This window comes from Pseudoalteromonas sp. MB41, assembly GCF_020966275.1.
GTDB classification, from domain to species: domain Bacteria; phylum Pseudomonadota; class Gammaproteobacteria; order Enterobacterales; family Alteromonadaceae; genus Pseudoalteromonas; species Pseudoalteromonas lipolytica.
The window spans coordinates 53,754-69,443 of sequence record NZ_JAJJZF010000024.1; the positions used below are offsets into that span (position 1 = coordinate 53,754).

Sequence of the window (15,690 nt, forward strand, 5' to 3'; positions counted from 1 at the left end):
ATTTGGTTTCCTTAGGTAAAAACGTGGTGAATTTTTCTTCGTTGATGGTAGGATTGTTCTACCATCAAGGAACTGCTTAATTTTGCTGTAAAATTATTGGATAAGACCCATGCCGAGTAAATCGACCTCTACTGTAAAAGGCCTATTACCTCTCTTTATAATAACAAACGTAGTTATCACCCTATTAGCGGTGGTTGCTTACTCCTTTTACCCAACCAGTAACGCGCCGAAGCAAACAGAGCCCCCTCGCTTAACTGCAATAGAAGTTTCAGAGTTATTATCTGCACCACTTATCAGCGCACTCACTATGCCTGGACAAGATAAAGTTAAAGAAGTACTCGATTTAAGCCTATTGCTTAATAAAGATTTTGATTACTACTTATATAGATACGAAATTAATGGCGATGCATCGCTTGTCTACGCTAATAACAAAGAAGCGCTTATCGCTTCAAGTAAAGTGGACCAGCAACTTGCTCAAGGCACAATTATTCATACGGTGCTTGAGCTGAATGATCAACCCGTTGGTGAGCTTATAGTAAAACAACATCCAAAGCAGCAACCAATCATAGAATCAGCCGCGCTCTCGTATGCCCTCGCGGGTTTAACGCTTTTAGCTTTAGTTATTTTATCATTTGCCTTGAGTGTATTAATTAATAAACGTTTTATGAAAAACAGCGAATCACTCAGCAACGAATTAATGGTAATAACACAAAATGCCGATTATCAAACGCAGGTGTCAGAAGAGCTCGATTTTGGCTTAGATAAAGTCGCTAAAAATATTAATCAATTACTTAATAAAGTGTTGTCGGTTATTACCGAAAACAAAGCCGCTCAGCAAGACTTAGAAAAACTACAAAGCGGTCTTGAAGCAGAGGTACAAAGCAGAACACTGGCCCTTGAACAAGCCACCTTAAAAGCAGAACAAGCAAACGAAACCAAAACGACCTTTTTAGCAACCATGAGTCATGAAATTCGCACTCCCATGAATGGCGTGATTGGTACAATTGATTTACTGCGTCAAACAGAACTTGATGGAGCGCAACATAGACTAAGCACCATTATTAGAGACTCAGCGTTTTCATTATTGGGAATTTTGGATGATATTCTTGATTTTTCTAAAATCGAGGCGGGTAAACTTAATATAGATAATACGCCATTTTCAGTGTCAGACACCATTGAAGAGGTCGCGCGGGTGTTGTCATCTGTCGCGAGAAAGCGCGATCTTGACCTTGAGCTTGCCATTGCCCCCGACATTCCAACCAACCTGATTGGAGATACTGTTCGCGTACGCCAAGTACTGTACAACCTATGTAGTAACGCCATTAAGTTCACCACCACCGATGATAACCGTAAAGGCTGCGTAAAAATATCAGTAGAAGTGGTGCAAAATACCACCGATCACTACACCTTACGCTTTGGTGTTTCTGATAATGGCAAAGGGATGACACGCGCACAACTTGGCGAAATATTTAATCCCTTTATACAAGCCGAAAGCTCAATTACGCGTGAATACGGTGGAACAGGCCTAGGGTTATCCATTTGTAAAAGCTTAACAGAGCTTATGCTGGGCACTATTTCTGTCACCAGTGACTTGGGTATCGGCAGTGAATTTATTGTAGAACTTCCTTTTAACACGCAAGGTAAAGTCGATTTTGCACATAAACACGTCATTAAAGATCAGCGCGTTGTGGTTGTTACGAATCATGATGGCCGTAAAAAACTATTAACGCGCTATCTCTCGTTTATGGGGGCCACCGCCGTCATTGCCGACAGCAACGAAAAAATAGAAGCAGAACAAGACAGTAAAGATATTATTTGGGTTCTCGATGGGATCGAAAGCATGGAGGACATTAATTATATATTGCGCCGCCTGCTTTACACGCTAGAAGATAACCACCAACAAGTAATCGTTCTCAGTAAATTAGATGAAGCAGCCGTTAATCATAAAAATATTTTCTATTTAAATGCTGCCCCACTGTGTAAGTCTAACTTTATGATGTCGCTACTTGTTGCTGCGGGCTTACATCAGCCAAAGCAAATTACTTCTGCAAAAACATTTAACAACTACTTAAGCGTTGAACAAGCGCGCGAGGAAAATAAGCTTATTCTGTTAGTGGAAGATAATGTTTTAAACCAGCAAGTGTTAACTGACCAACTTCATTTACTCGGTTACGGGGTCGAGTTGGCAGAAAATGGCCAACAAGGTTTAGAGCTGTGGCGAAAAAATCACTATGCGATTATTCTCACCGACTTACACATGCCAAAAATGTCAGGTTACGACATGGTAAAAAGTATTCGCGAAGAAGCTTCTCAGCTAGAAGACATTAATGCACAACCGTATATAGTAGCAATCACAGCAAATGCGCTTAAAGGTGAAAAAGATCGTTGCTTGAGCATTGGTATGAATGATTACATCACTAAGCCTGTTGAATTAAATGTGCTTGAATCCACCTTATTAAAGTGGTCTAACAAAAGAAATCCACAAAGCACATCGGTTGAAGCCAAAAAATCAGCTATGCCTATCGATATGAACATGCTCGCTAAATATATTAATAACGATGAGGCTAAAAAACTGCGCTTCTTTAAAATGTATTTAGAGCAAAGTAATCAATTGACTAAAAATATTAATGCGGGTGTCATTGAACATGACATCGACAGCATTATTTCGTCGTGCCACCAGCTAAAATCAATTTCGAAAACGATTGGTGCGATGAAAGTCGCCGAGCTTGCCGCTGAATTTGAGCACTTTTGCAAAAAAGAAGAGCCAACCAGCGATGAGCTAATTGAGCTGCGTGATGGTTTTGAAATTGAGTACTCTAAGGTAGCGCAGTTTCTCAAAGAGCAAATTAAAAAAGCTGAAACCGAGCAATAAAAAAGGGCCTTTTGGCCCTTTTCTATTATTTTTCAGGTGGACGGTAGCCTTCAATTTCTACGTCTTTACCTTCAAATAAAAACCCTACCATTTGCTCTTCTAAAAAAGCACGGTGCTCTGGGTCCATCATATTTAAATGTTTTTCATTGATCAGCATTGTTTGCTTATGCTGCCATTGGCCCCACGCTTCTTTGCTGATGTTGTTGAAAATCTTTTCACCAAGCTCACCTGGGTATAGTTGGAAGCCTAAGCCTTCAGCTTCTTTTTGTAACTTTTGACAAAATACTGTACGTGCCATAATTGCTCTCTACTCTTATTGCGTGATGCTATTGTAATCTATTGTGCTTAATTGTTTAACCAGCTTTTTAGTGGGTGCAGCCAACCCAACTTCAACCGATTCGTCAAGCGGATACCAAACAAGTTGGCGCTCGTTAATAAAATCAGGAATTGCCGGTAAGGTTAGCACATGTGGGTTAATGGTTAATTCAAAATGCGAGAATACATGGGTAAATGCCTCAAGTGCTTGCGTGTTATCAGTTAAACCATGTTGTGCTAAAAAGTGTTCTAACTCGCTGTACTCGGTAAATTCAAAAAAGCCAAATAAACCTCCCCAAATACCGCTACTTGGCCGCTTTTCCATTAATACTTTATTGTCACAGGCTAAAATAAGTTGATGACACGCTTTTTTAGGCACCGCTTTTTTAGGTTTTGAGTGTGGAAACTCTTTCACTTTACCTTGATTAAATGCCTGACATTTACTCTTTAACGGGCATGGCTGACAATCAAACTTACTGCGAGAGCAAAGACTTGCTCCTAAGTCCATCATGGCTTGGTTAAATTCAGTAACCGACTCTTTGGGGGTTAACTGAGACGATAACGACCAAAGCTGGTTTTCAACTTTTTTAACCCCGTACCAGCCCTCAACCATAAAGAACCGCGCAAGAACTCGCTTAACATTACCATCTAAAATAGGGTGATGTTGACCCAGCGATAACGATAAAATAGCGCCTGCAGTCGAGCGGCCAATGCCAGGTAAATCCATGACTTCTTCGAGGGTTGTAGGAAACTTGCCTTGGTATTTATCACGGACTATTTTTGCTGTTTTATGTAAATTACGGGCACGGGCGTAATAACCAAGCCCAGTCCAGTGATGTAATACCTGATCTTCATCAGCATTAGCGAGCGCGATAATATCAGGGAAGCTTTGCATAAACTTCTCAAAGTATGGGATAACAGTGATCACTTGCGTCTGTTGCAACATCACTTCGGAGATCCATACTTTGTAAGGGGTTTTATTTAACTGCCATGGCAGTGTCTTACGACCATGAAGGTGATACCAGTCAACCACTTGGTTAGCAAACCAAGTTGACTCCTTATTGCTTAAATTCAAAATAACATCTTTACTTGCTGAAGCTCATTGCGGCTCAGTCTATTGCAGTTAGTTAGGCCAAGCAAGTGAAAACCCAGCATCGAGGCGTGTTACCCTTACAGGATTAAATAAGAGTTAATATAAGTGTTAATCCGTCCTTAAATAGAGCAAAAGCGCTTCGCATATTTATTCGCGTAATTAACAGCGACACAGCGCTTTTGCCAATTATGCCCCCTCTCCACGTCATAAACTCCGCCATGCCTCAATATCAAATTCACTACAGCAAAATTAATCTCGAAAGATAAACAGGTCCTAACTATTGTACTCAAGGCGCTGGTCAGGGATAATACGCACCCTTTTTCTATAGTCCGTGTTTTTATCAGGCCAAATTATATGAATGACTCAAGTAACCCTAACCTCGAGCAAGCAAAGCAAGAGGGTAAATATATCCGCACTATTCGTAGTTTCGTTAAGCGCGAAGGTCGCCTAACTAAAGGCCAAGCAGCCGCCATCGAAAAGTGTTGGCCAACAATGGGCCTTGAGCATAAAAACGGCATGCTCGACCTGAAAGACGTCTTTGGTAACGATAACGATATCGTATTAGAAATCGGCTTTGGTATGGGTAAATCACTTGTTGAAATGGCTAAAAATGCCCCTGAGTTAAACTTTATTGGTATCGAAGTACATCGCCCAGGTGTGGGTGCATGTTTAATGGATGCCGATGAAGCGGGTATTACCAATCTACGTGTATTTGAGCACGATGCTATTGAAGTGTTGGCTGACTGTATTGCCGATGAAAGCTTATCTAAGCTGCAACTGTTTTTCCCTGATCCATGGCATAAAAAGCGTCACCACAAGCGTCGTATCGTGCAACCTGAATTTGCACAAAAACTACGTAGCAAGTTAAAAATAGGTGGGGTTTTCCATATGGCAACAGACTGGGAAAATTACGCAGAACACATGCTAGAAGTTATGCAAGTTGCAGAAGGTTACAAAAACCAATCTGAAACAAACGATTATGTTCCTCGCCCTGATTCTCGCCCGTTGACTAAATTTGAGCAACGCGGTCACCGTTTAGGTCACGGTGTATGGGATTTAATGTTTGAACGTACGAAGTAACATAAGGTAAAGCCAGAATGAGTAAGTTAACCAACCCCAGTTTATTATTACTTCGCAACGACGAAGAGTTAGTTGGGCAATCCATTTTAGTGGTTAACTTTGAACAAGATGGCTTTTTACGAGAGCTAAAAGCATTAAACCCAAATGCGGCCATAACTGCATTTAGCTATAACCACGCAAATGCACAGTATGCCAGTAAAATTAATGGCATACGCGCGGTGGTTGATCACACTATTCCTGAAGGGAATTACGACTTAGTTATCTATTACTACCCTAAAGCGAAGCCTGAAGCTTTAATGTGTCTTGATAATATTCGCGCTATTTGTAAAGAAGATGCACAGCTTCTTATTGTTGGTGAAAACAAAGGTGGCGTTAAGTCAGCAGAAAAACAGCTTAAGGATTTATGTGGTTTTAGTAACAAAATCGATAGCGCCAAACACTGTATTCTATACCTTTTTTCTGAGCTGACATTAAACGATAGTTTTGATATCAGCCGTTACCACAAGCCATTTCAAGTTAAAGCGGGCGATCTTGAATTTACCGCTATCAGTGTACCGGGGGTATTTAACCATGGCGCACTCGATGTAGGGACCGCTGTGTTATTAAATAACGCCCCTAATATCAGTAAAGGTAAAGTACTCGATTTTGCCTGTGGGGCCGGTGTAATTGCCGCCTATTTAGGTATTAAACACCCTGACCTTGTGTTTACTTGCAGTGATGTCAGCGCACTTGCAACCTATGCAACCACACAGACTCTTGCGTTAAACAATTTACAAGGTGACGCAATATTAAGTGATGGTCTTGAAAGTATTGATGGTAAATTTGATTTAATAATCAGTAATCCACCTTTTCATACCGGCATTGCGACCGACTACACAATTGCTGAAGCGTTTTTAGCTAATGCAAAACAACACCTTACTAAACAGGGTAAGCTTACAATCGTCGCGAACAGCTTTTTGAAATACCCTCCTATTCTTGAAGCACAATTTGGTCAATACACAACTGACTTCAAAAATACTAAGTTTTCAGTTTACTCAGCGGCTTAGTTTTCGTTAATTAATATTGGTTGTTGAAATATTTTTCTTATTATTTAGTTACTTTTTGTTGTCTTTGCTAGACTAAGAAGTTACTAATAATACTAAAAAGATTGGCTTTAGACAGCGCATGTCAATATTCTCTGCACAAACAAGTATTCGCAAAGCTTTAACTAACGCAGTAATGTTAGTTACCGCACTCTGTTTGTCGCTATCTATTTCTATTTCGACCTACCTTGATGTAAAAGAGCAAAAATCACTCATCATCGATAAGATTACTATTTTATCTAAAATTGTCGCATACAACGCACAAGTTACCGTGCTATTCGACGATAACGAAACAGAAACTGAGCGCTTAAAATCATTTGAGTCAGTGCCTTTAATAAAAAACATTCATATTTACTCTATTGACGAGCTTTCTAATGAACCGGTTTTTTTCAGTAGCTTTAACGCCAGCAAAACACCGCCCGTTCCAATTAAAGTAGGTAGTATTAATGACTTATTAGTACCTAATGTTAAAGATAAGGTTATTGAGCTTGTTACCCCTATCGTTTACGAGGGGAACACCATTGGCTATGTGTATATTCGCGGTGGTCTAGACCGATTAAATGAATACATTAATCATAAAATTATGATTGATATCCTACTGACGCTGTTCGTACTGGTATTAGTGTTTTTTGTTGCGCGAAGTATTCAAAAGCGTATTGCAAACCCCATTGATGAGCTGAGTGTGTTACTGCAAGACGTTTCTAAAAATCATAATTATGAAACGCGCGCGCAAAAAACCAATATTGATGAAATAAATCAACTCGCGGGCAGCTTAAACATCATGCTTGCGCGCACTCAAAAACAAATTGAGCGCCATGAAAAAGACAAACAAGAGATAAAACAACTCAACCAAAGCCTTGAAGAAAAAGTAAATCAGCGAACCATTGCCCTTCGTGAAGCAAACCAAGAGCTACTCAACACCCTTGAGCGAATGCATCAATATCAAAACCAAATCGTTGAAAACGAAAAAATGGCTTCGTTGGGCCAAATGGTTGCAGGGGTCGCACACGAAGTTAACACCCCAATTGGTCTGGGGATCACCGGGTCGACGCTGTTGCGTGACAAGCTGGCTGAAATCAATACGCTGTTTGAACAAAAAACCTTAACATCGGCACATTTAAAACGCTTTATAGATGATGGCATTGAAAACCTCGACTTAATTTATCGTAACCTCAACCGCGCTGCCGAACTGGTGTCGAGCTTCAAAAAGGTGGCTGTAAACCAAGATGGCGAAATGACTTCTCTGGTTAACTTACATAACCTATTAAGTGATGTTGTGCTCTCAATGCGTTCAGAAATTGAATACCGCAGCCCTAAAGTAAACATTAATTGCAGTCACGACATTAGCATCGAAACAAAGTCAGGGCCGCTGCAACAGATCTTACAACAACTGTTAAGTAACTCCGTGATACACGCTTTTACTGACAATCAAAATAACGAAATAACCTTTGACGTTGAGCGTAATGAGAGCAGCTTAGTCATTCATTATTTCGACAATGGCGTTGGGGTAGACAAATCGATTAAAAAACGAATTTTTGACCCCTTTGTTACCACCAAACGTGGCGAAGGTGGAAGTGGTCTAGGCATGCACCTCGTTTATAATTTAGTTACCCAAGCATTAGGGGGCAGCATTATTTACGATGAGCTAAGTAATGAAGGCGCTCACTTTATTATTACTCTGCCATTGAACGAAGGTGCAGTTTAATGAGAGCGCTCTTTTATCTATTTGTATTAGTGCTTATAACATACCCCGCGCAGGCTAAGTCACCTGACCAAGTAAAATCGGCATTTTTATTTCAAATTGCGAAGTTTGTTGAGTTCACACATGATGACACTGCACGCCCTGTGTCATTTTGTTTTTACAGTTTAAATAGTGGTCCTGGTGCATTTATGAAGGACCGAGATGAACTGCAAATTAACAACAAACCAATTAATGTGATATTAGTTAAAAAAACTCAGCAAATTTCTGAACTTTCTCAACTTTGTGATATCACATACATTGATGAAACATTAGAAAATGATATACTTCCACTTTGGACCGATACAATTTCATTGGATACTTTAACAATAGGTGAAAGTATCAGTTTTTTAGAAAACGGCGGCATAGCCTCTCTGGTTCAAGAAGGGAATAAAATCCGACTGTATATCAATAAGCAGCACGTATTGCAGCAGAACTTTAAAGTGCAATCTCGATTGTTAGCTATGGCTAAGTTTTATCCAAATTGATTTTACTTGTTAACAATTGGATCTACTCCTATAATCTCTAGTATTCGGTTTTGCTTGATAATACCGAATTTTTGTAAATAAAATTTCCGAAAAGGTTAATATACAATGCAAACGCCAGTCATTCTGATCGTAGAGGATGAAGACGTAACTCGACTAAACCTCGTTAGTTTATTTGAAGCTGAAGGTTACAAAGTTATTGAAGCCATTGATGGCGATGATATGCATGACAAGCTTACAAATAATGATGATGTGAACCTTGTAGTTATGGACATCAACCTACCAGGTAAAAACGGGTTAATCTTAGCTCGTGAATTACGTCAAAAACGCAATGTTGGCCTGATTTTCTTAACAGGTCGTGACAACGACGTTGACCGTATTCTAGGTCTTGAAATTGGTGCAGATGATTACATCACTAAGCCGTTCAACCCTCGCGAACTAACGATTCGTGCGCGCAACCTAATCTCTCGTACAGCGTTAGGTGGCGAAGAAGCTAATATCGAAACAAATGGTGTTATTACATTTAACGGTTGGGAACTTGATGAAAACAGCCGTTGTTTAACATCACCAAGTGGCGATGCTAAACGTCTGCCTAAAGGTGAATACCGTGCGTTACGCTTAATGCTTGATTCTCCTGGCCGTATCTTTAGCCGTGAGCAACTTATTAAGCATATGACTGGCCGCGAGCTACGTGCTAACGACCGTACAGTTGATGTAACAATTCGTCGTATTAGAAAACACTTTGAAAGCGATAACAGCACATCTGAGCTTATCAGCACCATCCATGGTGAAGGCTACCGCTTCATTGGTAAAATTGACAACTAATTAGAACTAATCTTCTAACTGTTGTAAAAATAATTGGAGGGCTTCATGCCCTTCATTTATTTTATCTGCTAAAACACTTAACCACTCTTGCAGTTCTTCTGCACTCTCATCAAGCGCACCGTGTTCCATCTTTTTAGCATGTAATTGCACATCGTTTAAACCAACAGAACCTGCAGCACCTTTTAGCTTATGGGCTACCGATTTATATTCTTCTCTGTCGTCTATAGCCAGAGCATCGGCTAATTCTGTTTGATACTGCGGGTTAAGCTTAGCAAATAACGCAGCGCTGCGTTTAAACACCTCTAACCCCATAGAGCCAACAAAATCTTCAATGGTTTCAATGTCGAGTAATTCTACTTTGATACCGGAAAGATCTTTCGGCTTAGCGGCTTTAACAGATGCAGAGTCAGGTACTTTTTGCTGTTTAATATCAAATAGCTCACCCAGCATTTTATCAAGCTTCGTGGTGTTAATTGGTTTTGCTAATGCACCTTGAATACTTATACCTGCGAGCTCCTCTTCGGCGCTTCTTACGTTGGCGGTAAGGGCGACTATCGGTAAGTTATCAAAATGCTCATCATAACGAATTTGCCTTGCTACTTCATCACCATTAATGTCGGGTAATTGCATATCTAATAGCACTAAGTCTAAATCATCCTCGGTGTAAACAAACGACAGCGCATCTTCACCGGTTTCAGCCCAAATAACTTCGTGACCACGCTGCTCTAACAGGTTAGTTGCTATTTCAGCATTTAATGGCACATCTTCAACTAACAAAATGTTTAAGCTGCGAACTGCATAGCTTTGCTCGGTTGGCGCAATACAAAGTTTAAGGGGGATTTCTACCACGAATACACTGCCCTCGCCCTCTGTGCTGCTAACATGTATTTCACCTTTCATGGCACTAACCAACGCTTTAGTTACGGCTAAACCAATTCCCGAGCCAATTGCGTTGGTGCCATTTATATCTGGCGCTTTATAATACATGTCAAAAATACGGTGTAGCTGCTCTTGAGGGATCCCTTGTCCTGTATCACTCACTCGCATTACTAACCAAGGCCCATCAGGGCGATTTTCACGGCGGCATTCGAGTTCTACATGACCTTGCTGGGTAAATTTCACCGCATTATTAATAAGGTTCCAAACAACTTGGCGAAGGCGGGTCGGATCTAAAGACGCATACACATCAAGCGTGCCTTTACGCTTGATATTAAAGTCGAGGCCTTTTTGTTCAGCAATTAAACCCGCAAAGTTCACAACATCATTAATAAAGTCTGCAACATTCACTGAATCGGCTACAATATCAAGTTGCTCACGGTCAATTTTATCTAAATCTATAATATCATTGAAGATATTACCCAGCGTTTCAGCACTTGAGAACACCGTATTACACCAGCTTCGTTGCTGCTTATCGAGCTCAGTATCGAGTAGCATGCGGGTTAAACCAACAATGCCATTAAGTGGGGTTCTTAATTCATGGCTCAGAGTAGCAATGAATTTCCCTTTATCTTTGTAGGCTGCCTCTAGCGCTTGAGCAGCTTCTTTACGGCTGGTGATATCACGACCGAACGCAAGTAAGCCTATGTATTCACCTTTTTCATTAATAAACGGCAATTTACGCATTTCAAACCAACGTTTCTCCCCTGCTACAGGGTATTCAACGTCTAAAGTGAGTGCTTGATGAGTCTGCGACACTTTTTTGTCGGTGCGTAATACTTCAGGTAGATAATCGCTTGGGTAAATTTCTTCGACACTTTTGCCAATCAGGTCTTCGCTACTTTTACCAATCACCTCTTCAAACATTTTATTACACCCAGCGAACACACCATTGTTATCACGGTAGTAGAATAAATCGGGTGAGGAGTCGACAATAGAGCGAAGTAACATGCCCTGTTGTGCTAACTCTTGTTGTGTTTTCTTACGCTCGGCAATTTCTCGTCTTAACTCTTCAATTGCTCGGTGCTTGGCATGAAACGCCATTTTACGTTCGTCAATTTCTTCATTAAGGCGACTAATATTGTCTTTTAACGTTTGGTTTAAGAGCTTTTCTTGTTTGGTTGCACTGTCTAAGTAACTGTATGACGCTTCTAACTGACGAATAGAATTTAACAATACAGAAATTAAAATTGGCGATACGACAGCCGTAAAAAACATTACAGCCAATACATCAACTAAGGTTACGGTTCCAACTGCCACGTAGTAAAACATACACGACAATATTAAAGACATAACCAATAACAGGGCATAGCAAGCTGCGGCGGTTTTGAATTCACCGTATTTTGATATAAAGCTTGAGAGTGTGCGAGCCCACGGACTCAAAGAAGAATCAATCATAGATAAAGCTTAGGCACATAATCTAAAAAAAACAGCATAGCTAATTTTATCACTATTCCTTATGAAATATTCATATTGTGCGATAAACACAGAATTTTTTCATCAACGCCGCGTTTTTTATATTTTTTCATGTAAAATACCGCGCTTTAATAATTGCAAAGAATGAGTATTACCATGCAGACCACGATGCCAGATATTGCTGATACGGCTCCCGCCTTACGAACAGGAAAATTAGACTGGGTTGGCATGGGCGAAATTGAACTTCCTTTCATTTTTGAATCTCGCAATATTGCCCCTGTAAATGTAGTTGCTAAAGCACGCGCATTTGTAAATTTACATAAAGAAGATGCGAAAGGCATTCACATGTCGCGCTTATTTTTAGCACTCGATACCTTATCAACTGAACAGCAAGTGAACCCACAAACACTTGCTCAGGCACTTGATACCTTTATTAGTAGCCATGATGATTTAAGTGACCAAGCACAAATTGAATTTAAGTTTGAGCTTCCATTGCGTCGTGAGTCTTTGTTGAGTGGCAAAGTGGGTTGGAAAAACTACCCAATCCACCTAATAGCCAAAATTAATCAAGGTGTATTAAGCTTTGAGCTAATGGTTGATGTCACTTACTCATCGACTTGCCCATGCTCAGCTGCACTCGCAAGGCAATTAATTCAACATGCATTTGATGAAAAATTTGCAGAGCAACAAATTGATAAACAAATGGTTTTAAACTGGCTGGGCACAACAGAAGGGATTGTCGCCACACCCCACTCTCAGCGATCAATTGCAAATGTGAAAGTGAAGCTTGATAACGCTCTCACCAGCTTTGATGTGGTTGGCTTAATAGATGCATTAGAAGGTGAATTAAAAACCCCTGTGCAAGCGGCAGTTAAACGTGAAGACGAGCAAGAATTTGCACGTTTAAATGGCCAAAACCTGATGTTCTGTGAAGACGCCGCTCGTAAAATCAAAGGGCTGTTAGAAGAGCAAGAGTATGCCGATTACTGGTTGCAAATCAACCACTACGAATCACTTCATGCGCATGATGCTGTTGCAATTGCCGTAAAAGGAGTTGCTGGCGGTTATACTGCTTAAATAATTTGGTAACTCCCGACACTTAGGCACACATATTGCTTTTATATTTCAGTGTCAATTTGTTGTTGTGGAGTTACCTTATGGAATTCGCTTTATTATCAATTTTAGTTTTAGTCGTAGTGGCTTCTGTTGTTGCGTCAAAGTTCAGCGATGATGGCGGAAACCCGTACCCTTTCACTCGTAAACAAAGTGTTTTTACTCAAGTTGAAAGTGCTTTTTTAAACCTTCTTGAACGTGCCGTTGGCGATCAATACAAAATTGTAAGCCGCGTAAAACTAATCGATTTAATTGACTGCAAGCAAGGCTTATCTGTTAAAGCAAAGCGAGCAGCCATGACGAAGGCAAAAGGTAAGCAATTAGATTATGTGCTTATCGATAAAGAAAAGCTAACAATCGTTGCAGCGGTTGATTTAGTAAATAATACCAACAAAGACGGTCATAAAGCACAGCGAGATTGGTTTGTTAGTGGCGCATTAGAAGCGGCTGGCATTCCTCATATTCGTATGAAGGTGAAATCGGGTTATCAACCAAGGGAAGTCCGTGATGCGATTATGTTTAAGCTAGGGAAACCTGCAGCAGCGCCGATAAGACCAACACGCAACCGTGTTACAAAGCCTGCAGTATTGTCGCCATCTCAAGCAAAAGCTCATACGAGCTCTACCGCACTTGCTGAAATATAAGTTGTCATAATAGTGGCAAAAGCAGACTTTCGGGTCTGCTTTTTTGTTTGTTTTATACATTTTTAGGTATAATCATCCTATTCAATCTAAGGAATCAAATATTATGCACGTTGGTATTATTGGCGCGATGGAGCCAGAAGTAAAAATTTTACGCGAAGCAATGGCAAACCCAAGCACGATGACAAAAGCAGGGTTTACATTCTACACAGGCGAATTAGCAGGTAATAAAGTAACACTTGTTCAGTCTGGTATCGGTAAAGTGGCGTCTGCGGTAGCGACCACGTTACTCATTGATAACTTTACACCTGATTGTGTGATCAACACCGGTTCTGCGGGTGGCTTTGAACCGTCATTAAATGTGGGTGATGTGGTTATTTCATCTGAAGTGCGTCACCACGATGTTGATGTTACTGCGTTTGGTTACGAAATCGGTCAAGTACCACAAATGCCTGCTGGTTTTGCAGCTCACCCAAAACTGATTGAAGCTGCAGAACAAAGCGTTAGCCAAATCAGTGATGTTAAGACCATGATTGGCCTAATTTGTACTGGCGACTCGTTTATGTGTGACCCGGTACGTATAGAAAAAACACGTGCTGAATTTCCAACAATGCTTGCCGTAGAAATGGAAGGCGCTGCAATTGCTCAAGCTTGCCACGTACTTGAAACGCCGTTTGTGGTTATTCGTTCTATGTCAGATATAGCGGGTAAAGAATCACCGCAGTCATTTGAAGAGTACATTGAAACAGCATCAATTAATTCATCAAAAATGGTTGTGGCCCTATTAGAAAAACTGACCTCGGTGAGTTTATAAGGTGATTACACATTTTGTTCAAACCCATTTGGACATTATTGTATTTTTTATAGCGCTCCTTGCTGAGCGCTTTTTCCCCTTAGTTAGCTGGTATCACCCCAACACTTTTTTAAGCATTATATTCGCAGCCTTGGGAGAGCGTTTATATAACCGTTCAAACCCCACGAGTTATCAATATCTTGCCTCTACCCTTGCCTTTACTTTGACCGTTTTAGTGATTGTCGTTCTTGTTGTATTGTTCTTAGAGTTTGCTTTCTACCCCGAGTTACTGAATGGCTTAATCTTATATTTACTGCTAAGTAGCCGCTTACAAGAAAAGAAGTCGCTGCGTATTGCTAGACTCATAAAACAAAATCAAAAAGCTATCGCAAAAGAGCTACTATCGAGTTTGGTTGCACGTGATGTGTCACGACTTTCATCGCCAGGTATCTGTAAAGCCACCATGGAGTCATTGGTGCTGCAAAGTGCGAGGCATTATTTTGCCGTTATATTCTTTTATTTAATCGGCGGGCCTATTAGCGCAATCGTTTATCGTTTATTAACGCTTATTCACCAATCATGGCGTAAAAAGCAACAGCCAAATAGTCCATTTTTAAAACCTATCGCAAAGCTGTTATTTGTCCTTGAGTGGCTACCCACTCGATTAGTTGCCATCACGATTGCGGCAACCAATGCCAGTAAACACAGTATTCATTATATTAAATACTACGGTAGACATTTTTATCAAACGAATACAGGCTGGTTATTAAGTGTGACCTCAGCAGCCTTACACGTACAACTTGGCGGCCCCGCACTTTATCAAGGCGAACGTTACAATAAAATGCGTGTAGGCACCGAACGATTACCCACTGCCGATGATATTCCTGTGCTTATAAACCGTTTAAATCAAGCAAAAGCATTCTGGCTGCTATCAATCGTTGCAATCGAAATAGCCACACTATTGCTCGTTAACTAATTGCGACAAAAAAACCAGCCGAAGCTTAATGCCAGTCAGTTAAGAGCTGACTGGCATTTTCTTTTGTAAGGATACTTATTTGGTTTCCTTCTTATCACCCTTGGATAATGCCTGTCTGGTAGCCTATCGGGTAAGATAAACAACCTAAGTGTTGTCAGTAACTCATCATAATGAACAGGTAACTTACTTGCACTATGTATTGGCGTAAACATGAAGAAAGCGATTACCTGCCGCATAGATTGGCTAAAGCTTAATTGAGTAGGCAAGATATCTTCTTCTTTAGTTGCATCAAGCATGATTATGCGTATTAAGTTGTAAGCGAGTA

General features: G+C 40.5%; 13 protein-coding genes and 1 pseudogene. 10 read left to right on the forward strand and 4 right to left on the reverse strand.

Features of this window, described 5'->3' with window-relative positions; genetic code table 11:
* The first annotated feature begins 109 nt into the window (after positions 1-109).
* Positions 110-2,872 (forward strand): ATP-binding protein, encoded by a 2,763-nt coding sequence (locus LPA49_RS18065; RefSeq protein ID WP_230237402.1) that lies wholly within the window; start codon positions 110-112, stop codon positions 2,870-2,872.
* A 25-nt stretch (positions 2,873-2,897) separates the two neighbouring features.
* Here the strand turns inward: LPA49_RS18065 and LPA49_RS18070 are convergent, their stop codons facing one another.
* Entirely contained in the window at positions 2,898-3,170 is a 273-nt protein-coding gene (locus tag LPA49_RS18070) for an oxidative damage protection protein (protein ID WP_036970432.1), read from the reverse strand.
* A gap of 15 nt (positions 3,171-3,185) precedes the next feature.
* A complete protein-coding gene (mutY, locus tag LPA49_RS18075; protein WP_196857775.1) occupies positions 3,186-4,265 on the reverse strand; it encodes an A/G-specific adenine glycosylase in 1,080 nt (359 codons plus the stop codon).
* Between the two features lie 369 nt (positions 4,266-4,634).
* Between mutY and trmB the strand changes: the two genes are divergently transcribed.
* The 5 genes from trmB to arcA all read left to right on the forward strand — a co-directional run bounded on the left by trmB (position 4,635) and on the right by arcA (position 9,490).
* Positions 4,635-5,360 (forward strand): tRNA (guanosine(46)-N7)-methyltransferase TrmB, encoded by a 726-nt coding sequence (trmB, locus tag LPA49_RS18080; protein WP_074989461.1) that lies wholly within the window; start codon positions 4,635-4,637, stop codon positions 5,358-5,360.
* Between the two features lie 17 nt (positions 5,361-5,377).
* Positions 5,378-6,406 carry a methyltransferase gene (locus tag LPA49_RS18085; protein ID WP_065978407.1) on the forward strand — a complete coding sequence of 343 codons (1,029 nt, stop codon included), beginning with the start codon at positions 5,378-5,380 and terminating at the stop codon, positions 6,404-6,406.
* Positions 6,407-6,524: 118 nt separating this feature from the next.
* Positions 6,525-8,147, forward strand: coding sequence for an ATP-binding protein (locus LPA49_RS18090; protein WP_036970444.1), 1,623 nt, complete (start codon positions 6,525-6,527; stop codon positions 8,145-8,147).
* Positions 8,147-8,668 (forward strand): YfiR family protein, encoded by a 522-nt coding sequence (locus LPA49_RS18095; RefSeq protein ID WP_036970447.1) that lies wholly within the window; start codon positions 8,147-8,149, stop codon positions 8,666-8,668. The genes LPA49_RS18090 and LPA49_RS18095 overlap by 1 nt, the downstream gene beginning before the upstream one ends.
* Positions 8,669-8,773: 105 nt before the next feature.
* Positions 8,774-9,490 carry a two-component system response regulator ArcA gene (arcA, locus tag LPA49_RS18100; protein ID WP_036970449.1) on the forward strand — a complete coding sequence of 239 codons (717 nt, stop codon included), beginning with the start codon at positions 8,774-8,776 and terminating at the stop codon, positions 9,488-9,490.
* A 6-nt stretch (positions 9,491-9,496) separates the two neighbouring features.
* On the opposite strand, the gene arcB is transcribed toward arcA, so the two are convergent.
* Entirely contained in the window at positions 9,497-11,824 is a 2,328-nt protein-coding gene (gene arcB / locus LPA49_RS18105; RefSeq protein WP_075593841.1) for an aerobic respiration two-component sensor histidine kinase ArcB, read from the reverse strand.
* Positions 11,825-11,998: 174 nt separating this feature from the next.
* On the opposite strand from arcB, the gene folE2 reads away from it, so the two are divergent.
* From folE2 to LPA49_RS18125, 4 genes are all read left to right on the forward strand, one after another.
* Positions 11,999-12,919 (forward strand): GTP cyclohydrolase FolE2, encoded by a 921-nt coding sequence (folE2, locus tag LPA49_RS18110; RefSeq protein WP_075593840.1) that lies wholly within the window; start codon positions 11,999-12,001, stop codon positions 12,917-12,919.
* Positions 12,920-12,999: 80 nt separating this feature from the next.
* Complete coding sequence (locus tag LPA49_RS18115) at positions 13,000-13,599, forward strand: DUF2726 domain-containing protein (RefSeq protein WP_036970456.1); 600 nt, start codon at positions 13,000-13,002, stop codon at positions 13,597-13,599.
* A 103-nt stretch (positions 13,600-13,702) separates the two neighbouring features.
* Positions 13,703-14,410, forward strand: coding sequence for a 5'-methylthioadenosine/S-adenosylhomocysteine nucleosidase (mtnN, locus tag LPA49_RS18120; protein WP_065978410.1), 708 nt, complete (start codon positions 13,703-13,705; stop codon positions 14,408-14,410).
* A gap of 1 nt (position 14,411) precedes the next feature.
* Positions 14,412-15,365 carry a regulatory signaling modulator protein AmpE gene (locus LPA49_RS18125; protein WP_075593839.1) on the forward strand — a complete coding sequence of 318 codons (954 nt, stop codon included), beginning with the start codon at positions 14,412-14,414 and terminating at the stop codon, positions 15,363-15,365.
* Between the two features lie 35 nt (positions 15,366-15,400).
* On the opposite strand, the pseudogene LPA49_RS18130 reads toward LPA49_RS18125, so the two are convergent.
* Positions 15,401-15,690 (reverse strand): annotated as a pseudogene (locus tag LPA49_RS18130) (IS4 family transposase); the annotation flags it as partial.